This is a genomic window from Bradyrhizobium sp. 930_D9_N1_4, from assembly GCF_052076015.1.
GTDB lineage: Bacteria > Pseudomonadota > Alphaproteobacteria > Rhizobiales > Xanthobacteraceae > Bradyrhizobium.
The window spans coordinates 7,230,942-7,250,768 of the sequence record NZ_CP197236.1 but is presented as its reverse complement, the minus strand read 5'-3'; the positions used below and the strand labels follow the sequence as shown (position 1 = coordinate 7,250,768).

General features: G+C 64.6%; 18 protein-coding genes. 7 read left to right on the top strand and 11 right to left on the bottom strand.

Annotation, left to right across the window (positions count from 1 at the left end; all coding sequences use genetic code 11):
- Positions 1–72 precede the first annotated feature (72 nt).
- Together AB7532_RS34385 and AB7532_RS34380 are read left to right on the top strand one after the other, a co-directional pair.
- Positions 73–501: a GFA family protein gene (locus AB7532_RS34385; protein ID WP_441239079.1), complete on the top strand. Its 429-nt coding sequence runs from the start codon at positions 73–75 to the stop codon at positions 499–501.
- A gap of 183 nt (positions 502–684) precedes the next feature.
- Positions 685–2,496 carry a caspase family protein gene (locus AB7532_RS34380; RefSeq protein WP_441239078.1) on the top strand — a complete coding sequence of 604 codons (1,812 nt, stop codon included), beginning with the start codon at positions 685–687 and terminating at the stop codon, positions 2,494–2,496.
- Between the two features lie 45 nt (positions 2,497–2,541).
- Here AB7532_RS34380 and AB7532_RS34375 read toward each other — a convergent pair whose 3' ends face one another.
- Complete coding sequence (locus AB7532_RS34375) at positions 2,542–3,231, bottom strand: DUF1345 domain-containing protein (RefSeq protein ID WP_441239077.1); 690 nt, start codon at positions 3,229–3,231, stop codon at positions 2,542–2,544.
- Between the two features lie 9 nt (positions 3,232–3,240).
- Positions 3,241–4,164, bottom strand: coding sequence for a polyprenyl synthetase family protein (locus AB7532_RS34370; RefSeq protein ID WP_441239076.1), 924 nt, complete (start codon positions 4,162–4,164; stop codon positions 3,241–3,243).
- A gap of 162 nt (positions 4,165–4,326) precedes the next feature.
- Here AB7532_RS34370 and mtgA point away from each other — a divergent pair, with 162 nt between their 5' ends.
- From mtgA to AB7532_RS34355, 3 genes are all read left to right on the top strand, one after another.
- Entirely contained in the window at positions 4,327–5,001 is a 675-nt protein-coding gene (gene mtgA / locus AB7532_RS34365) for a monofunctional biosynthetic peptidoglycan transglycosylase (RefSeq protein WP_441239075.1), read from the top strand.
- Positions 5,002–5,169: 168 nt separating this feature from the next.
- Positions 5,170–5,352, top strand: coding sequence for a 50S ribosomal protein L32 (gene rpmF, locus AB7532_RS34360; protein ID WP_007598106.1), 183 nt, complete (start codon positions 5,170–5,172; stop codon positions 5,350–5,352).
- Positions 5,353–5,495: 143 nt separating this feature from the next.
- Positions 5,496–6,131 (top strand): hypothetical protein, encoded by a 636-nt coding sequence (locus tag AB7532_RS34355; protein WP_441239074.1) that lies wholly within the window; start codon positions 5,496–5,498, stop codon positions 6,129–6,131.
- Positions 6,132–6,137: 6 nt separating this feature from the next.
- On the opposite strand, the gene AB7532_RS34350 is transcribed toward AB7532_RS34355, so the two are convergent.
- Complete coding sequence (locus tag AB7532_RS34350; RefSeq protein WP_441239073.1) at positions 6,138–6,398, bottom strand: hypothetical protein; 261 nt, start codon at positions 6,396–6,398, stop codon at positions 6,138–6,140.
- A gap of 221 nt (positions 6,399–6,619) precedes the next feature.
- On the opposite strand from AB7532_RS34350, the gene AB7532_RS34345 reads away from it, so the two are divergent.
- Complete coding sequence (locus AB7532_RS34345; RefSeq protein ID WP_441239072.1) at positions 6,620–8,314, top strand: EAL domain-containing protein; 1,695 nt, start codon at positions 6,620–6,622, stop codon at positions 8,312–8,314.
- Between the two features lie 80 nt (positions 8,315–8,394).
- Here the strand turns inward: AB7532_RS34345 and AB7532_RS34340 are convergent, their stop codons facing one another.
- The 8 genes from AB7532_RS34340 to AB7532_RS34305 form a co-directional block, all read right to left on the bottom strand.
- Positions 8,395–9,348 carry an IS481 family transposase gene (locus AB7532_RS34340; protein WP_441232939.1) on the bottom strand — a complete coding sequence of 318 codons (954 nt, stop codon included), beginning with the start codon at positions 9,346–9,348 and terminating at the stop codon, positions 8,395–8,397.
- 100 nt (positions 9,349–9,448) lie between these two features.
- A complete protein-coding gene (locus AB7532_RS34335) occupies positions 9,449–10,957 on the bottom strand; it encodes a tripartite tricarboxylate transporter permease (protein WP_441239071.1) in 1,509 nt (502 codons plus the stop codon).
- Between the two features lie 4 nt (positions 10,958–10,961).
- Positions 10,962–11,441, bottom strand: a complete 480-nt coding sequence (locus tag AB7532_RS34330) for a tripartite tricarboxylate transporter TctB family protein (protein WP_441239070.1) — start codon at positions 11,439–11,441, stop codon at positions 10,962–10,964.
- Positions 11,442–11,596: 155 nt separating this feature from the next.
- Positions 11,597–12,571: a tripartite tricarboxylate transporter substrate binding protein gene (locus AB7532_RS34325; protein WP_441239069.1), complete on the bottom strand. Its 975-nt coding sequence runs from the start codon at positions 12,569–12,571 to the stop codon at positions 11,597–11,599.
- Positions 12,572–12,767: 196 nt separating this feature from the next.
- Complete coding sequence (locus AB7532_RS34320; protein ID WP_441239068.1) at positions 12,768–15,635, bottom strand: PAS-domain containing protein; 2,868 nt, start codon at positions 15,633–15,635, stop codon at positions 12,768–12,770.
- Between the two features lie 231 nt (positions 15,636–15,866).
- Positions 15,867–16,742 (bottom strand): acyl-CoA acyltransferase, encoded by an 876-nt coding sequence (locus tag AB7532_RS34315; protein WP_441239067.1) that lies wholly within the window; start codon positions 16,740–16,742, stop codon positions 15,867–15,869.
- A gap of 41 nt (positions 16,743–16,783) precedes the next feature.
- Positions 16,784–17,764 (bottom strand): amino acid--[acyl-carrier-protein] ligase, encoded by a 981-nt coding sequence (locus tag AB7532_RS34310; RefSeq protein ID WP_441239066.1) that lies wholly within the window; start codon positions 17,762–17,764, stop codon positions 16,784–16,786.
- A 39-nt stretch (positions 17,765–17,803) separates the two neighbouring features.
- Positions 17,804–19,021, bottom strand: a complete 1,218-nt coding sequence (locus AB7532_RS34305) for an acyl-CoA dehydrogenase family protein (RefSeq protein ID WP_441239065.1) — start codon at positions 19,019–19,021, stop codon at positions 17,804–17,806.
- 360 nt (positions 19,022–19,381) lie between these two features.
- Here AB7532_RS34305 and AB7532_RS34300 point away from each other — a divergent pair, with 360 nt between their 5' ends.
- Complete coding sequence (locus AB7532_RS34300) at positions 19,382–19,654, top strand: phosphopantetheine-binding protein (RefSeq protein ID WP_441239064.1); 273 nt, start codon at positions 19,382–19,384, stop codon at positions 19,652–19,654.
- Positions 19,655–19,827: the final 173 nt, after the last annotated feature.

Genomic DNA, 19,827 nt, shown 5'->3' with positions numbered 1-19,827 from the left:
CTGTGGGCGAACTTAGTCGTAGACATCAGGATGCGCTATGGGTGTGTCAGCCATTTGCGCGAAGGCGTTGCCATGACCGGATCAGAAAATTCGAACGCTCGCATCCTCACCGGCGAATGCTACTGCCGCGCCGTGCGCTACGAGGTCGCGGACGCGTTCTCCTATGCGCTGAACTGCCACTGCTCGAACTGCCGCCGCACCACCGGCTCCGCGTTCAAGCCATTCGCCGGGATCGTGCAGGACAAGCTCCGTATCGTCCATGGCGCGGACCAGCGCCTCATCTACGGCGACGCCACCACCCACGACGCCCATTGTGGCCGCTGCGGCTCGCTGCTTTATTCCCGGGTGCGCGAGGGGAAATGGGTCCATGTGGCGATGGGAACCCTGGTCGATATGCCCTCGATCCGGCCGACGGCCCACATTTTCGTGGGCTCGAAGGCGCCCTGGCACGAGATTACGGATGATCTGCCGCAATATCGGGGGCACATCGGGGATGCCTAGGAGAATCTGGCTCGGAACGCGCATCTGGCGGCGAACCACGGGGGTGCTGGCGCGACATACAGGATGGGTCTTCGGCCAGTCGCCGGCGCGGTCTTCGTGACCTCCATCACAAGCGCCAGCGGCGAGTCCTGTTAAAGCGATCCCAAAGGGGCTCGGATGCCCCGGAATTTTGGAAGTCGTGTCATGCGCAATTTGCTCAGACTTTGTCCGCTTCTTCTCGCTGCCGCGCTGCTGTTCGGCGCCGAGCCTGCCTTTGCCGGAAAGCGCGTGGCGCTGGTGATCGCCAACTCGGCCTATCGGCATGCGCCCTCGCTTACGAATCCCGTCAATGACGGTACGGTGATGGCCAAAACGCTGAAGGACGCCGGCTTCGATGTCGTCGACTCCCGCCACGACCTCTCCGCGCTGGAGACGCGGCGCGTGCTCCGCGAATTCGCCGATGCAACCCGCGATGCCGACATCGCCGTGGTCTACTATGCCGGCCACGGCATCGAGGTCGAAGGCTCCAACTATCTGATCCCCGTCGACGCCAAGCTCGAGCGCGACACCGACGTCTATGACGAGGCGCTCTCGCTCGATCGCGTCCTGGTTGCGGTCGAGCCCGCCAAGCAGCTTCGCCTGGTGATCCTCGACGCGTGCCGGGACAATCCATTCGGCAAGACCATGAAGCGCACGGTCGCCGCGCGCGGCCTCGGCCGCGGCCTGGCCCAGGTCGAGCCGACCAGCCCCAACACGCTGGTCGCCTATTCGGCCAAGGCCGGGTTCACTGCGCAAGACGGCGACGGCGCCAACAGCCCCTTTACTGTCGCATTGTCGAAGCATTTGACGACGCCGGGCCTCGACGTCCGCCGCGCCTTCGGCTTCGTGCGCGACGACGTGCTCAAGTCCACCGGCAACAAGCAGGAGCCGTTCGTGTACGGCTCGCTCGGCGGCGAGGACGTCCCGTTGGTACCGGTGAAGGTGGTGGCCGCGGCAGCTGCGGCACCCGTGGCGAACCCCCAAGCTGATATCCGCCGCGACTACGAACTCTCGCTCCAGGTCGGCAACAGGGCGGCATGGGACGCGTTTCTTGCCCAGCATCCCGACGGTTTCTATGCCAATCTTGCCAAGCTTCAGCTTGAGAAAATTGGGGCCGAGCAGGCCCACGCTTTGGCGACCGAGAAGGCGAAACAGGCCGAAGCCGAGCGAGATCGTCTCGCTGCGCTTGGCGCGCAGAAGGATGCGCAGGCCAAGGCTGCGGCCGATGCAAAAGCCGCCGAACAGGTGCAGCTTGCCGCGCAGAAAGCCAAGGAGCAGGCGCAGCAGCAGGCCGCCGCCGCCGAGCAACAGCGCGTCAATCTTGCCGCCGCGGCGCCGAGTGCTGCGCCGGCCAGCACGGCAAGCCCCGCCGGCACCAACGTTGCCTCGCTAACGCCGGCGACGGCGCCGGCCGATCTCAGCCGCTCGGTGCAAACCGAGCTTGGCCGCGTCGGTTGCTATTCCGGGCAGGCCGACGGCAATTGGAATACGTCCTCGCAGCGCTCGCTGACGCAGTTCAACCGCTATGCCGGCACCAAGCTCGACGTGAAGGTGGCGAGCACCGATGCGCTCGACACGGTCAAGGCCAGGCAGTCACGTGTTTGCCCGCTGGTTTGCGAGCACGGCTTCAAGACCGACGGCGACAAGTGCACCAGGATCGTCTGCCGTGACGGCTATGCGATCAACGACGACAATGAGTGCGAGAAGCAGCGCGCCGCCAAGCCGGCCAAGCCCGCGACCGCCAAGCGCGACGACGGCGACGAGCGTCCTGCACGGCAGCGTCGTCAGGCCGGCGGCGCGGCTGGCGGTTATGGTGCTGCTGCCGGCATTGCTGCCGCTGGCGCCGGCCGCGCGTCGGGTGGCGGGCAGATGTTCTGCAACAGCGGCGGCTGCCGTGCGGTCAACCGCGGCTGCCATCTCGAATATCGCGGCGGTGGCGGTCCCGGCAACGACGCCAATGCCGAGGTGTGCAACTAGGATCGCGCCATCGATACCGTCGTCCCGGCTTTTGCCGGGACGATTTCAGTTCGAGATCGCGCTCGCCGCGATGTTCACCGTCAGCGCCAGCAACGCCGTGTTGTAGATGAACGAGACGATGCCGTGCGCGGTCGCGGTGCGGCGGATGATCTTGTCGGAGATGCCGACGTCGGAGACCTGCGCGGTCATCCCGATCACGAACGAGAAATAGATGAAGTCCCAATAGTCGGCGTGGTCTTCATTGTCGCCGCTCGGAAACTGCAATCCGCCCGGCGGCGCCCGGTAATATTCATGGGCGTAATGCAGCGCGAAGGTCGTGTGCACGGCGGCCCAGGATAGCGCAATGGTGGTGATCGCGATCGTCAGCTCCACGGCACCGCGGTTCGGTGTCCCGAGCTCGGAGACGATCGCTGCGATGCTGGCGAAGGCGCCGATCGCCGTCACCAGCAGGATCACGAAGCGGCCGTCGTCCTGCATCGCCGCAGCGCGACGGATATGCTGGTGGTCGTTGCACAGCATCATCGCGTAGACGAGCACGAGATACACCGCGATCAGCGCGTCCCAGCCGAACAACAGCCGCGTCACCAGCCGGTGCGAGCCCGGCACGAGAAGACAGACGAGGATTCCGGCCGCGAGCGCAATGAAGGTGCGCGGCCGCGCATAAATCAGCCGCACCGGCCGCGACATCTTGCGGAAGCGGGCGAGGGCGGGATCTTCCTTGTTCCCGGCCGCCATCGGAGCGCCCTAGCTCTTGCGTTCAGCCACGAAGCGCGCGGCGGCTTGCAGCACGGCGGCACGGTCGCCGAAGATCGACACGGCGCTGTCGGCGCGCGCGAGCAGGTCGCGCACGCGCTGCTTGGCGCCTTCGATGCCGAGCTGGGTGACGAAGGTGGTCTTGCCGAGCGCGGCATCGGCGCCGGCCGGCTTGCCGAGGGCTGCCGCGTCGCCTTCGACATCGAGCAGATCGTCCGCGATCTGGAAGGCCTCGCCGAGCGCGCGGCCGTAATCGTCGAGCGCCTGATATTCCTTTTGCGGGGCCTGGCCGAGGATGGCGCCGGCGATGCAGCCGTAGCGCAGCAGCGCGCCGGTCTTCATCTGCTGAATGCGGGCGACGTCGATCGGTTCGTTGCCGCCAAAGCGGCCTTCGCCGGCGAGATCGAGGATCTGGCCGCCGACCATGCCGCCGATGCCGGCGCAGCGCGCCAGCGCGCGCGTCAGCAGCAGCCGTACATTGGCGTCGCGATGAATCTCGTCGCGGGTGACGATGTCGAAAGCGAGCGTCAGCAGCCCGTCGCCGGCCAGGATCGCGGTCGCGTCATCGGTCTGCTTGTGGAGGGTAGGACGGCCGCGGCGCAAATCCGAATTGTCCATCGCCGGCAGATCGTCATGGATCAGCGAATAGCAGTGAATGCACTCGAGCGCGGCACCGACAAGCAGCGCGGCTTCGCGGGGAACGCCGAACACAGCGGCGCTCTCGACCACCAGGAACGGCCGCAGGCGCTTGCCGCCATTCAGGCTCGAATAGCGCATTGCGTCCATCAGTCGCTTGGGCCGGGCGATCTCATCGTGCAGGATGTCGTCCGACAGCAGGCGGCCGAGCAGGGCCTCGGTGTCATCAGCGGTCTTGTCCAGACGTTTGGCGAAATCGGACGGGGACGTGCCGGTCATCAAGAAGGGCTCCAGAACTAAAATTCGGCGGGACAATCCTTTATGCGCCCGCCCCAGTCAATCGTTTGGAAGGCCTAAAAAAGTGCTGGAAAAGGCCCGAATTATCACAGACTTAATGGCGGGATCCGTGGCCGCTTCGCGTTCTGTGCCGGAAAGGTCGATTTGCGCATCGTCAAAATCCTGCTGGTAGCGCTCGCGGTCGTGGTTCTCGCGCCCTATGTGATGGCGCCGTTCTACCGCGCCGGCCATCCGGTTTCGACGCTGATGGCCTGGCGCACCTTGCGGGGCGCGCCGATGCATCGGGAATGGATCGATCTGGCGGCGATGTCGCCCTCATTGCCGCGCTCGGTGGTGGCGGCCGAGGACGCCCATTTCTGCAAGCACCACGGCATCGACTGGGGCGCGCTGCGCGAGGCCATCGACGACGCGCAGGAGGACGGGACGCCATTCCGCGGCGCTTCCACCATCACCCAGCAGGTGGCCAAAAACCTGTTCCTCTGGCAGGGGCGGGATTTCGTCCGCAAGGCCCTGGAATTCCCGCTGGCGCTGTGGATCGACTTCGTCCTGCCAAAGGCGCGAATCCTGGAAATCTACCTCAACATCGCCGAACTCGGCCCGCAGGGCCAATTCGGGGTCGAGGCGGCCAGCGCCTATGCCTTCGGCAAGTCGGCCGCGAGCCTTTCCCCCCGGGAGGCGGCGCTTTTGGCCTCGATCCTGCCGAATCCGGTCAAACGCAGCGCCAGAACCCCGGGACCGGGCGTCCGGCGGCTGGCCGGGACCTATGTGGCCAGGGGGCAGGCCTCGTCGCTTTCGACCTGCTGGCGGGAAAATCGCTGATTTCGGGTCCTTTTCGGGCGCATTTTCCGGCCCAGAACCCTAGATTTAAGGTTGGCCTTCCTCTATAAGCCCGGCCTTGACTGGCATTCAGCTCGCCTCGTTTTGCGGGTGCTGAGCCGTCCCCTCGCGGACGATGCCCTGAAACACCAATCCCTAGAGGATATTGAAATGGCCGTTCCGAGAAGAAAAACCTCGCCGTCGCGCCGCGGCATGCGCCGCTCGGCAGACGCCATCAAGAAGCCGACCTATGTGGAAGACAAGGACTCCGGCGAGCTCCGTCGTCCGCATCATCTCGACCTCAAGACCGGCATGTACAAGGGCCGTCAGGTCCTGAAGAAGAAAGAGTCCTGAGTTTCAGGACCTTTCTCCGGGCAGGTGATTTCGCCTGCCTGATTTCGGCCAACCCATGAGATATGACAGTGACGGCGGCGGAGCTAATGTTTCGCCGCCGCATTGTCCTGTCTGGATATCTTGATCGAGAAGGCATTTCGCCGATGGTCGGTTTCCCGCTGCTCCTGATTCCGCTCGCGGTCTACAACATCATCGCCTTCCTGATGCCCAGCGTGTCCTTCACGGACGTGCTGTTCAGGGTGCCGATGATATCAGGGGAGGCCTGGCCGGTTACGCTCGCCGATGTGATGCTGGCGCTCGGTATCGTGCTGCTGCTGCTCGAAGTCGTCAAAGGCGCGCGGCCCGGCTCGAAATTCCTGATGGATCACCTGCTGTCGCTGATCGTGTTCGGCGCCGCAGCGGCGGAATTCGTGATGTGGCCCAAGTTCGGCAACTCCACTTTCTTTCTGCTGGTGCTGCTCGCAATGGCCGATTTCCTCGGCGGTATCGCCCAGCGCACGCGCCGACGCGTGACCTATGTCGCCGAGACGACAGTGCCGGCGCCACGCAAGGCCAAGCGTCAGGTCGAAGCGCCGGCCGATGAAGTTGCTGCCGAACCCAAATTCGAGCCGGTGACTGCGCCGGTCGCACCACCTGCGGCTTCCGCGCAATCGGTCGCCGAATCCGTGCTGATGGACCATCCCGCGCCGAAGCCGGTGACCCCGCCCTCGCCGGAAATTCCCTCGCCGCATTTGCAGCCGGGCAACGGCACGCCGCCGTCCCCGGATACGCCGCGCTGATCTATTTCAAGCCACCTGCCGCGTCCGCGCGGTAACGCTGGGCAGCGGGCGCTTGCTGCCATAGGCCACCTGCGCGTCTTCGGAAGAGGCACGGCGGAGCCGGCTGGTCTGGGGCAAATGCTCGGCATTGGCGATGAGCTGGGTGACGAAGCTCGGATCGGGGCGCGGCAGCGGCGCCTTGTGGACCCACTGCAGCAGGGGAAGCTGCGTCACCAGGGCCGTGCCCGTGCCGTTGTCCGTCCCGTCCGATCGATCAGTACTCAACATCGCTATCACCGTTGATCCGGCGGAGCCTGTCGCGTTTCGGGACGCTGGCGCCGGTGCGTGTCATGTACTCGCAAGGCCTATGCCGGCAGGGCCGGTTTGGTTCCGGCGCCTTGCGAAACGTGGTTTCCAAATTGTTTATGAACTTTGCCTAGGGTCGGAGGCGAATCTGGCCGTATTCTGTGCCGGCTCAGGACTCCCTGCTGTCCCGAAACGAGGCGATTTTGACCCCTGCATTGCCGCAAGCCTCCGACATCCTGGCCGCCCTCGGCCAGGCCGTTTTCGCCTGGGACATCGCCAGTGACGCCATCGTCTGGGGTGAGCAGCTCGGTGCCGTCTTCCCCGGCATCCCCCCTGAGCGGCTTTCGACCGGCGCCGAATTCGCCAAGTTGATCGAGCCCGCGCAAACGCTCCGGACCGCCGCACTGGCGCAGACCTCCCCCGTGCACGGTGCCGACGGCACGCCCTACCGGGTCGAGTACGGCGTGCGCATGAGCGCGGCCGATTCCGTGATCTGGATTGAAGAGACCGGCCGCTGGTTTGCCGGCCCCGACGGCCGCCCCACACGTGCGATCGGCTCCGTCCGCATCAACAACGAGCGGCACGCCCGCGACGAGGAATTGACCAGGCTGGCGCGGCTCGATCCGTTGACCGGCGAACTCAACCGCTCTCATTTGATCGCGGCGCTAGCCGAAGCAATCGAGGAGACGACCCGCTTTCGCTCGACCGCGGCCTTCATGCTGGTCAACATCGATCATCTCGCCCGCGTCAACGACGCCTTCGGCTTCGACGTGGCCGACGCCGTGATCTTGGACGTGGCCAAGCGCATTCGCGCACGGCTGCGCGGCGGCGACGTGTTCGGGCGTTTCTCCGGCAACAAGTTCGGCCTGATCCTGAAGAACTGCACCGTCGACGACATGAACGTCGCCGCCGAGCGCTTCCTCGCGGGCATCCGCGACGAGGTGGTGCCGACCAAATCCGGTCCGGTCTCGGTCACCGCGTCGATCGGCGCCGTCAGCCTCCCGCGGTATGCCCGCAACACCGACGAGGCGGTCAATCGCGCCCACGAGACGCTGGATGCCGCGAAACAACGCCGGGCCGGCTCTTTCTCGGCCTGGCGGCCGGATGCCGCGCGCGACGCGCAGCGCCGCGTCAACATCCGCGTCACCGACGAGATCGTCACGGCGCTGAACGAACGCCGCATCAAGCTCGCCTATGAGCCGGTGGTCGCGGCCGCCTCGCGCGAACGCGCTTTCCATGAATGCCTGGTGCGAATGGATCAGGGCGGCGGCCAGGTGCTGCTCGCGCCCGACATCGTGCCGGTCGCCGAACGGCTCGGCCTCATTCGCCTCGTCGATCACCGCGTGCTTGAGCTCGTGGTCGCCGAGCTCGCGGCCGCGCCCGACATTTGCCTCAGCCTCAACATCTCGCCGGACACGACGATGGATCCGGACTGGTGGGCCGGAATCGAGTCGTTGATGCTGGCCCATCCCGGCGTTGCCGAGCGGCTGATCGTCGAGATCACCGAGACGGTCGCGATCCAGGACCTCGACGACGTCCGCGGCTTCGTCACGCGGCTGAAGAATTTCGGCAGCCGCATCGCCATCGACGATTTCGGTGCCGGCTACACCTCGTTCCGCAATTTGCGCAAGCTCGGCGTCGATATCGTCAAGATCGACGGCGCTTTCGTGCAGAATATCACCCACTCCGCCGACGACCGCGCTTTCGTGCAGACCCTGATCGATCTCGCCCGCCGCCTCGACATCAAGACGGTGGCCGAATGGGTGCAGGACGAAGAGGCCGCCAACATGCTGCGCGACTGGGGCTGCGATTATATCCAGGGCCGGTTGATCGGGCTGGCTTCGGCGGAGCGACCATGGGGCGTGGCGGCGGACAATGCACTGCCCGCGGCAAGCTGAGATGCGTAGGGTGGGTTAGCCGAAGGCGTAACCCACCAATTCTGTCACCGCGGAAGTTAAAAGAGGTGGGTTACGCTGCGCTAACTGTGGAATCTCAGGAGGTCGTCCATCGGTAGGCCGAGGCGGCTGATGGGTGGTTTGGCTTGCAGACTGCCGTGCGGGCGATGCCAGTTGTAGTGATGAAGCCAGATTGGCAGGTTTTTGGCGCGCTGATCTGAGGTGTCGTAGGCCCGAGCATAAGCCCACTCACGGAGCACTGTCTGGATGAAGCGCTCGGCCTTGCCGTTTGTTTGCGGTCTGTAGGGCCTGGTGAAGATGTGCTTGAGGCCGAGCTTGCTGCACGCTCTGGCAAAGGCCTTGGCGCGGTAGCAGGAGCCGTTGTCGGTCATGATGCCGGTGACCTTCATGCCGAGGCTGCGGTAGTAGGTGACGGCCTCCTTGAGGAAGGCGATGGCGCTCTCCTTTTTTTGATCTTGCCGGATCTGGGAGAAGGCCAGGCGCGATGCATCGTCGATGGCAACGTGGACGAACTCGTGGCCGGCGCCACGGCTTTCGCCCATCTGGCGATCGTGTGTGATGCGGTGGCCTGGTCTGACGAACCTGCCGAGCTTCTTGATGTCGATATGGATGAGTTCGCCGGGCTGCTCGCGTTCGTACCTGCGCACCGGTTCGGCGGGCTCCAGATCGCGTATCCGGCTTAATCCCAAGTGACGAAGGATGCGGCTGACAGTGGCCGGCGACACCTTAACCTCGGCTGCGATCTGCTTGCCGGTGTGGCGCTGCCGGCGCAACGTCTCGACGGCGGCGCGCGTGGCTGGCGGGGTTTGGCTTGGCGATGAAAGAGGCCTCGAGGAGCGATCCCGCAACCCTTCGACACCCTCCGCGCGGAACCGCTTGACCCATTTGGCAACGGTCTTCGCTGTCGTGTTGAACTGGTGGGCCGCGTCGGCTGGGCTCAGCCCGCCCTCGACGACGCTGCGCACCATCGCCTCTCGACCTTTGGGCGTCAAAGGCGCATTCTTGTGGACGTTCATCTGGTCTTTCCTTGGAATACTGAAGCTTCGCAACCTCAGCTTCCTCGGTTCAGACCAGATGGACAACCTCCTGAGAGACCAAAGCTAACCCACCCTACATTCACGCCCCTTCATCCAGCGCTACCAGCTCGCGCTTCTTGCGCAAGGCGGGCAGCAGCGGCGCGATCAGCAGCAACATTGCCAGCGCAAGGCACGCCGCCGAGATCGGTCGCTGCACGAAGGTCCAGAGATCGCCCTGCGACAGGATCAGCGATTTGCGCAGATTGTTCTCCAGCATCGGCCCGAGCACGAACGCCAGCACCAGCGGCGCCGGCTCGTAGCCGAGCTTGCGCATGAAATAGCCGATGATGCCGAACGCGATCATCACATAGACGTCGAAAACGTTGTTGCTCGAGCAGTAGACGCCGAGGATCGTGAACAGGATGATCAGCGGGAACAGGATGTTGTAGGGCAGCTTCAGGAGCTGCACCCACATGCCGATCATCGGCAGGTTCAGGATCAGCAACATGACGTTGCCGATATACATGCTGGCGACGATGCCCCAGAACAGGCCGGGGTTTTGCGTGATCAGCAGCGGGCCCGGCTGCAGTCCATGGATGACAAAGGCGCCAAGCAGCAGCGCCATGACCACGTTCGGCGGGATGCCCAACGTCATCAGCGGAATGAACGCGCCGCCGGCCGCCGCGTTGTTGGCGGATTCGGGGCCTGCGACGCCTTCGATCGCACCATGGCCAAACCGCTCCGGCGTTTTCGACAGCCGCTTCTCCAGCGCATAGGACGCAAACGAGGCCACCACCGCGCCGCCGCCCGGGAGAATGCCGAGCAGGAAGCCGAGCAGGGTGCCGCGCGCCACCGGCCCGGTGCTCGCCTGCCAGTCGGCCTTGGTGGGAAAAAGCTGCGTGATCTTCGCGTTGATGATGTCGCGCTTGATGGCCTGCTCGGTGTTGAGCAGCACCTCGGCGACGCCGAACAGGCCCATCACCACGGGCACGAGGCCGATGCCGTCGATCAATTCCATGCGGCCGAAAGTCAGCCGCGGCTGCGCCGTGATGCTGTCGAGCCCGATCAGTCCGAGCACGACGCCGATGCACGCCATCAGCAATGCTTTCGGCATCGATCCCTGGGTGAGGAAGGTCAGCACCACGAGGCCGAGCACCATCAGGCTGAAATATTCGGCCGGGCCGAACGCGATGGCGATGCTGGCAAGTCTCGGCGCCACCAGCATCAAGGCGATGAGCGCGAACGTACCGGCGATGAAGGAGCCGAAGGCGGAGATGCCGAGCGCGGGGCCGGCGCGGCCCTGCTTCGCCATCTGGTGGCCGTCGATACAGGTGACGACGGAAGCGGCTTCGCCGGGGATGTTGACCAGGATCGAGGTGGTCGAGCCGCCATACATCGAGCCATAGTAGATGCCGGCCATCATGATGATGCCGGACTCGGGCGTGCCCGACAGCGTCACCGGCAGCAGCAGCGACATCGCCGAGATCGGCCCGATGCCGGGCAGAACGCCGACCAGCGTGCCGATGAAGACGCCGATGAAGCAATAGAGCAGGTTGATCGGCAGCAGCGCGACGCCAAACCCATGCGCCACGTTGAGAAGCGTATCCATGCGATCAGCCGATCCCGAACAGGCCGGAGGGCAGCTGGATCAGCAGGACCCGCTTGAGCACCAACCACATGCCTGTCGGCACCAGCACGGCGACCGGGATCGCCAGCATCCAGCGTACGGGGTCGATCACGCGCAACAGCACCAGCATCAACGGGATCGACGACAGCAGAAATCCCAGCGGCTCCAGAGCGAAGGAGAACGCGGTGAGGCAGGCGATGACCAGAAGCGGCTTGCTCCAGCGCGCATTCTCCCAGCGCGAGGCCAGCGTCGGCCCGCCCTCGGTGATCGCCGAAACGATGATGGAGGCCGCGAACACGCACATCAGGACGCCCGTGTAGAACAGCACATAGCCGGAGCCGGGATCGTTGATGGTGCCGAGCTTCAGTTTCAGCCCCTGCCAGATCACGAAGCCGCCGAGCCCGAGCCCGATCAACCCGCCCCAGAGTTCGGAGTTGTTGAGGCGGAGTTTGGTTTGGTTGGTCATCAACGTCCTCTCGGTCGTTCCCCGGACGCTGCGCAGCGCGAAGCGGTGCGCTGCAGAGCCGGGGCCCATAGATGTGTGGCAGGGGTGGGTCCCGGCTCTGCGGTGCACCGCTGAAGAAGCGCTGCACCGCGTCCGGGACACGAAAGTGGCTCAGACTACTTCTTCGCAAGTCCCAGCGTGTCGATGACCTTGCGCTCGGACTCCGTGACCTCGACGACGAACTTCTTGTAATCCTCGGTGTTCTTGTAGTTCGGCACCATGTCGTATTTGGCGAGCGTCGCGATCACCGCGGGGTCCTCGACCGCCTTCTTGAAGGCGTCGTGCAGCTTGGCGACGATTTTTGGATCCATGCCCTTCGGGCCGGCGATGCCGAACGGGGAATCGTAGACCATGGGATAGCCGAGCTCCTTCAAGGTCGGCACGTCAGGATAATTGGGCGACCGTGCGCCGGTCCACACCATCAGCAGCTTCAGCTTGCCGGCATCGACCAGCGGCCGCCAGCCGGTGGAGTCGGCTTGCAGCATGGTGTGCTGGCCGAGCACCGCGGCATTGGTCTCGGCGCCGCCCTTGAACGGCACCTGCGTGAGCTTGATGCCGGACATCGCCGCGATCTGCTCCATGCCGATATGCAGCGAGGTGCCGGTGCCCGGCGTCGCGTAGGTCACCTTGCCCGGATTGGCCTTGGCGAAATCGACCACGTCCTTCCAGGACTTGAATTGCGATTCCGCGCTGGTGGTCACACCGAACGTATAGCCGGTGAGATGAATGATGTAGGAAAAGTCCTTGGCCGGATCCCACGACACCTCCTGCATCAGGGGCAGGCGGAAAACGGTGATGGGGAGCTGTGAGATGGTATAGCCATCGGGCTTCGCGGCCGCGGCCATGGTCGCAGGTCCCACCGTGCCACCGCCGCCGGCCTTGTTGTCGATCACGATCGGCTGCCCCAGCACCTTCGAGGCGCTGTCGGCGATCGCGCGCATCGAGATGTCGGTCGATCCGCCGGCCGGCCATGGCACGATCAGCGTGACCGGTTTGATGGGGTAGTCCTGTGCGCTGGCAGCACTTGCGAGCAGCGCGCCCGCAACATGCATGGCGGCAAAGGCAATCGTCTTCAGCCCGTATCGCGACATTGAAACTCCTCCCCCGCGGCGGTCGTGTTGGACCGCCGTTTCTTGTTGTTATGACGGGATTGTCCCTGAAATCAGGGGAGAAGAAAAGCGTATTGCGTCGACTGCCCGCAGGCGACGAGACAGCGATGCCGCCGGAAAAAGCACGTGCGACAATTGGTCGTTTGGGCGTGTACCGAGAGGCGGAATTTGGAGGCGCTTACGCCACGCGTCGAACCGCGTTCAGGGTCTCGATGGTGCGTCCGACCTCGGCTGCCGGGCAGGGCTTGCCGAAATAATATCCCTGCACCGCAGTGCAACCGCATTCGCGGACGAAGTCGAGTTGCTCGATCGTCTCGACGCCTTCCGCCGTGGTCTCGACGCCGAGCACGGAGCCGAGGCTGGCGATGGTGCGGACGATGGCGACGCTCTCCGGGCTTTCGCCGAGCGTACCGACGAAGGAGCGGTCGATCTTGATGCGGTCGAACGGAAACTTGCGCAGATAGCTCAGCGAGGAGTAGCCGACGCCGAAATCGTCGAGGCTGACGCGCACGCCGAGCGCGCGGAGCTGATGCAGGATCTCGATCGTCGCCTCGCTGTCGTCGAGCAGGGCCGTCTCGGTGACCTCGAGCTCGAGCCGTTGCGGCGGCAGGCCGGCTTCCGCAAGCGCGCTCGTGACCATCGCCACCAGCCCGCGCGCGCGGAATTGCACCGGCGACAGATTGACCGCGATCGTGACGTTGGGCCACGAAGCGGCCGTGGCGCAGGCCGAGCGCAGCACCCATTCGCCGATCGGAACGATCAGCCCGTTCTCTTCCGCGAGCGGAATGAATTCCGCAGGGGAGACGAGGCCGCGCGACGGATGCTTCCAGCGCAGCAGCGCCTCGAAGCCGGTCAGCTCGGTGGTGTCGAGCCGCACCTGCGGCTGGAACACGAGGTGGAATTCGTTGGCTTCCAGGGCGCCGCGCAGATCGTGCTCGAGCGCGTGGCGGCTGCGCGCCTCTTCCTCCATCCCGGGCTCGAACAGCTGATAGGCACCGCGGCCCCTGGCCTTGGCCTGGTATAGCGCAAGGTCGGCGCACTTCATCAGCTCGTCGGCATCGAGCCCGTGATCGGGCGCGACCGCGATGCCGACGGAGACGCCGACATGGATCGACTGGCTTTCCAGCGGCGGCGGGTGGCCGATGATCTCGACCAGGCGACGGGCGAGCCGTTCCGCCGATTGCGGCTGCGGTCCGCGCTGAAGAACGGCGAATTCGTCGCCGCCGAGGCGAGCGACGGTGTCGTGCTCACCGACATTCTCCTTCAGCCGTGCCGCCACCCAGCGCAGCAGGCGGTCGCCGGCGGCGTGGCCGAGGCGGTCGTTGACGGTCTTGAAATTGTCGAGGTCGAAGCACAGCACGGCCATCGCGCCGCCGGCGATCGCGACCTGGTTCAGTCCCTCGCCCATCTTCTCGCGGAACAGCGTCCGGTTCGGCAGATCGGTGAGCGAATCGTGCTGCGCCATATGCGCGACGCGGGCCTGGGCCTTGTGGCGCTCGGTGACATCCTCATAGGTGACGACCCAGCCGCCATGCTCCATCCGCTTGTGATTGAGCTTGACGATGCGGCCGTCGCTGAGGTGACGATGCAGCGTGTGTTCGCCCTCGCGCAGCCTTTCGACATAGTCGGCATAGAGCCTGGCGCCTGTGGTATTCACGTGGATACCGATGTCGCAGCTATGCTCCATGATCTCTCGCATCGAGACGCCGGGCTTCGCGACATCGGGCGACAGGCCAAACATCTCGATGTAACGGCGGTTGCAGACGATCACGTGCAGGCTCGAATCGAGCATGCACAGGCCCTGGCTCATGTTGTTCAGGGCGGCGTCGAAGCGCCGATATTGCTCGCTCAGCTCCTCGACCGCGTGCTCGCGCTCGGTGATGTCCTCATAGGTGGCGACGAAGCCGCCTTCGGCGAGCGCGCAGTAGCGCACCGAGATCACGGTGTTGTTGACCATGCGCCGGCGCATCGGTGAATCGTCGCGGCTTGCGATCCGCGCGCGGGCCGCTTCCAAAATCTGTTGCGGGCTGTATTCCGTGGCGAAGGCGCCGTTCGCGATCGACCGCTCGACCAGCTCGGAGAGATGCGTGCCGGGCCTGGTCTCATCCAGGGACAGCCGATAGATCTTGCGGTAGGTGGTATTGCAGACCCGAAGCCGCATGTCGCTGTCGTAGAATGCGAGCCCGTGCGCCATGTTCTCCAGCGCCGCGTCGAGCATGAAGTTCTGCTGCCTCAGCATTTCTTCGTACTGAAGCCGCTCCGTGACGTCCTCGTGCACCGTCACCCAGCCGCCGTCGGGCATGAAACGGGAGATGGCCTGCACCTTCCGGCCGTCAAACCTCGTCACCAGGATGGGCCTCGGATTTCGGGTGCGGACGTCGCTGACCCGGAGGTCCTGGAATTCGTTCTCCGGCATGCCCGGCAGGTTGCCGCGCGACATCCAGTGTTCGACGACGTCTTGATGCGCGACGCCCGGTTTCACGATGTCGGGATCGAGGTCGTAGAAGTGGAGGAATCGCTCGTTGCAGACGACGACACGACTGTTGGCGTCATACATGATGAGGCCGTGCGACATGTGCGCAAGCGCATGCTGGCTGCGCTCGGTCTGAAGTTGCAGCTCCGTCTCGAGGCGGGCAAGGCGGCTGACGTCGTCGCAGATCGTCATCCAGCCGCCGTCGGGAAGCGGCTTCAGCTCGAGCGTTATGACAAGGCCGCCCGCTAGGGTCTGCCGCGTCCGGAATGGTTTTCCGGCCGCGATCAATGCGATCCGCGAGGCGTAGAGCGCGTCGACTTCCGCTGCCTGGATGTTGCCGAGCGCTACGCTGTGAGCGAGCACGTCGCGATATCTCGTGCCGACCCGCACGAGTTCGGCCGACATGTTGAACAGCGTGAGGTAACGCTGGTTGACCAGCACGATCCGGTTCGAGGCGTCATAGACACAGACGCCCTGCTCCATGTGGTCGAGCGCGAGCTGGCTCAGCCCGACCAGGGCCTGCGGGCCCTCGTCGTGGCGTGCACCAGATTCGTTGTCGCAGATCGACGTCATGGGATCGACGGGGTCTCGGGGGCAATAGACTTAACGCAGCGTAATTCAGCCACCGAGTGTAGCGAAGAGGCGGGAAAATTCCCTTAAGCGCAGTAGTTTACGGAGGGTGACTGGCGATGCAGAGACGCGTGTGCCGGCACGCGCATCAAATAATATGCAGGTTATCCTGTACCGCCCCCCTGAGGCGACGGAGCGAAGCGGAGCCTCCAAGGGCGACGGAGCTGGTGGGGGCTACGGCCCGTACAGCACGAGCTCGGTGTCGGTGAGGTCGCCGAGCTGCGGCCGGTGCGGGCCCTTGAAATATTTGCGGCCACGGCGCTCGGTATAAATACCGACCAGGCCGGGAACCGGGCCGTTGGAATCGATCGCCACCGAGATCTTGCCGAGGCGCAGCAGCAGCCGGCCGATACGGCCCGCACACTCCGTGTATTCGGCAGCGCTACGGCAGTAGATCAGCTTCATCGCGGGTGGCGCGATGAAGCCACGGCGGATGCGCACCGGTTGCAGGACGAAGGGGAAGGTTCCCTTCGGCGTGCGGCAGACCAGGCTGAGGCAATTGTAGCGGGCATGCCGGGTGAGCAGTTCGGTCTCGGCGTCGGTCAGCCCCTCGATCGTCTTGGTGTGCTGCGAGATGACCTCGATCTTGCTCCAGCGCGGGGCGCGCGCCAGCGCAGGCACGGAGAAGAAAATGCCGCGGCAGTAGTTGCGGAAGCCCTGGGCCTCGATGATCGGCCAGGTCCACGGCGCCGGACTGATGTTGAGATAGGTGACGTTCTTGTGCCGCTGCGCGACTTTGGTCAGAAACGGAGCGTAGTTGCGGTAGGCCGGATCGACATACCAGCTCGACAGATTGCACTGGATGGCAGTTTCCTCGCCATGCTTCCGCGTGGTGTAGATCAGCAGCAGCACGCCGACGGGCTCGCCGTCATTGTCGAGCATGTAGCCGAAGCGCGGATAGCCTTCCGGAACGGGCCGGAAGGCCTGCCGGCGCAGGCCCTGCATCCAATAGTTCCGCGAGCGGCCGACGAAGCCGCGCGTCAGGAGGTCGGCGACCTTCTCGACGTCGGCTTCGGTGATCTCGCGGCATCGGACCTTGGTGTGGATCACGCTCGTCTTGCCCGTGGAAATGGTAAGCCTCGTGAGTTCAGTTAACGCCAGCCTTCGCCATGGGCATCGGCCGCGATTTGCGGCTGCAGGCCCATGAGCTCCCGCACCTTGGCAGGCCAGGCGGAAAGATCGGTGCCGTGGGTGTGGAACATGGCGACGGCCAGGCGGTCCATGCCGAAGGCGACGCAACCGGTGTGCGCGGGTTCGCCGTGGGCGTCCTGGATGCCCCAGGTCGTGCCGAAATGTTCCCGGTGATAGTTGAAGCTCATGCACGCGGTGGGCTGCTCTTCCGAGCGCAGCGGGATCAGCAGTTCGAACTTGAGCTGCTGCTGCTTCTGGCTCACCGCCTTCATCTGGCCGACGCGGCCGAAGAAGGGGTCGCTGGCATAGTCGACCCGGAAGGTCAGGCCGAGATCCCGGGCGATCGCCTGTGCGCGCACCATCCAGCGGTCGCGGAAATCGGCGACGTCGTCGGCCGTGCCGATGCAGACATATTCGCGCATCCGGAACGATTGCAGCCGGTCGAGGTGCTTTGACGGCTCGCGGCGGAAGCAGTCGGCGGCAACGTCGAAGCGCAGGCCGCCCTTCGGCAGCTGGCCGCGGCTCGCCGCGATCGGATAGACAGGGTAGCAGGCGGCCGGGGACAGCACGAGGTCGGCCGGCGACAGCGATGTGGTCCAGTCGCCGCCGGCATCGAAGCGGCTCACCGCGGCGTTGATTTCGCGTTCGGTGCCGTGCAGGCCGCAAACGCAGCCGAGCAGGTTCGGAAAGCTCTTGAGGTAGCCGGATTTCTCCAACTGGGCGCGGCTCATCACCGGCGGAAAGCGCATCACTTCGGTGCCGGCTTCGCGATGTCCCGTGATCAGCGCGGCGAGCTTCTCGACGACGCCTTCATAGAGCGCGGTGCGGGCGTAGACGCCGTCCGAGCCCATCGGGTGGAACAGCTTGTCGGCGAGATGATCGAGCGGGTCGATGATCTCAGGGGCGGTTTCGGGCGATTCGGGGAGGACGGCAATGTTCATGGTTCGATGTCCTGCTATCTGAAAAATTGTTCTTGTTGATTAGTCACGAAGGCTGGTCGGTACGCCGCTCATTAGTGTCGCGGTCGCGGCGTTGGCGAGGATGCGGTCGTTGTTGATCATGATCGGCGACGACAGCACGTCGCGGAGGTGGCGGCCCATGGTGAACTCGCCGTCGTTACGGTAGCCGGACAGGCCGGCGGTGCGCATCGCGTGCATCACGGTCTCGACCGCGAGCTCGGAGGCCTGCACCTTCAACAGCGTGATCGAGGACTGGAAGTCGAGCGAGGCCAGCGCGCGCTCGTCGTGCTCGGCGCGAGCGAAGGTATCGACATTGGCTGCGATCAGCGCGCGGAGTTTTGCCAGCGACATTTTCGCGGCGGTGAAGTGGGCGGCAGCGGGCGGCATCTGGCCGCCGGAAGTGCGCGCCGCCTTGCGGACGAAGGCTTGCGCGCGCGTGACCGAGGCAGCGGCAATACCGGCCCAGGCCGACGACCAGCACAGATGCGCGAACGGCGCCATCGTCTGGGCGTGGATCTTGTCATAGGCCTCAGGAAAGACGCGGTCTGCGGGGCAGTCGACCTTCAGCTCGAAACCGGTCGAGCAGGTGCCGCGCATGCCGAGCGTTTCCCAGCCCTGCGTCTGCTTCAGCGAATAATCGTCCTTGGCGAGCGCCAGCAGCACCTGGTCGGAGGCTGCGGCGTTGGTGGCGCGGCGGGCGATGGTAACAAGACCATCAGCCTGGGCGCCGTAGGAGATCACGGTGGCGTCGCGCACCAGCGAGACGGTGTCGCCGGCAACGTCGACCGCCGCCGCGCTGGCGCGGATGTTGCCGCCGTTCTGGCCCTCGGTGGTGGAGGAGGCGAGCAGCCACTGGTCGCGTGCGACCCGGCGCATCATGGTTTCCATCCAGGGGATGCCGTGGCCGTGCCGGACGACGCAGGCGACCTTTGTCGTGTGCATCGCGTAGATCATCGCGGTCGAGGCACAGGCGCGCCCGAGCGTGTAGCAGATGTCGGTGACGTCGTAGATCGAGGCGCCGAAGCCGCCGAACTCGACGGGGATCATGACGCCGAGCAGTTTCTGCTCGCGCGCAATGTCGAAAGCCTTGTGGGGGAAGCGGGCGTCGCGATCGACCCCGTCTGCGTCGGTGGCCGCCGCGGCGGCGGTTCGGGCGGCACGCTCGATGAGGGAGGGACCCTGTTCGAGAAAGCTCGTCTGCGTTTCGTCGACAGTGAGGACTGCTTCACGCACGTTCATGCTCGTCCGCCTCCGGTTTGTCGTTCAGGATCGCCGGCCATCATTCGCGATGCCGCTGAAGCGATCCTCCGACCCTCTTTGCTTATGAGATGAGGCTACGGATTTAATTCAAATTCGTCGATGAAATAGAGGGTAAACAAAGTCCAATTCCGGATGGACAGTTAAGGTCCGGTTGTTTGCATCACCCGAATTTCCACGATCGCGTTAGGGTTCTGGAAGAGGGGTGAATTCCGGACGATCTGAGTCATCGTTTACTAAGAAACGTGAAGTAATGGTGGCGCCCATTGTGGGATCGGCCAGCTGCGCCCATCGTATCCGGCAACCGGCCCGGCCTTTAGTTAGACAGATTGGAATCCGCCGATGCAAGCTTTCGATACCGACGTGCGCAATCGCATCATCAAGCTGGTCAAGGGCATCCTCGAGCAGAATTCGCTCACTGTCGATGTCACGCCGTCGACGAAGCTCGTGGATGCCGGCCTGACCTCGATGGACATGGTCAATCTGATGCTCGGCGTCGAAGCCGAGTTCGACTTCACCATTCCGCAAACCCAGATCACGCCGGAGAATTTCCAGTCCGTCGAGACGCTGGAGCGGATGGTCTCGACCCAACTCCAGCCGGCGAACGCGGCTTAGTCAAGCGCCACAACCTCCCGGGCGTCGTTCCTGCGAACGCAGTGACCCATAATCCCGGGGAGGAATTTGGCGAAGATCGGTCGTTCGGGATTACGACCGACCAGATCGATAGAACCTGCGGCACAAGTCCCTGCGTTGGCAGGGACGACATCGAGTGTGAAGGTCACGCTCCT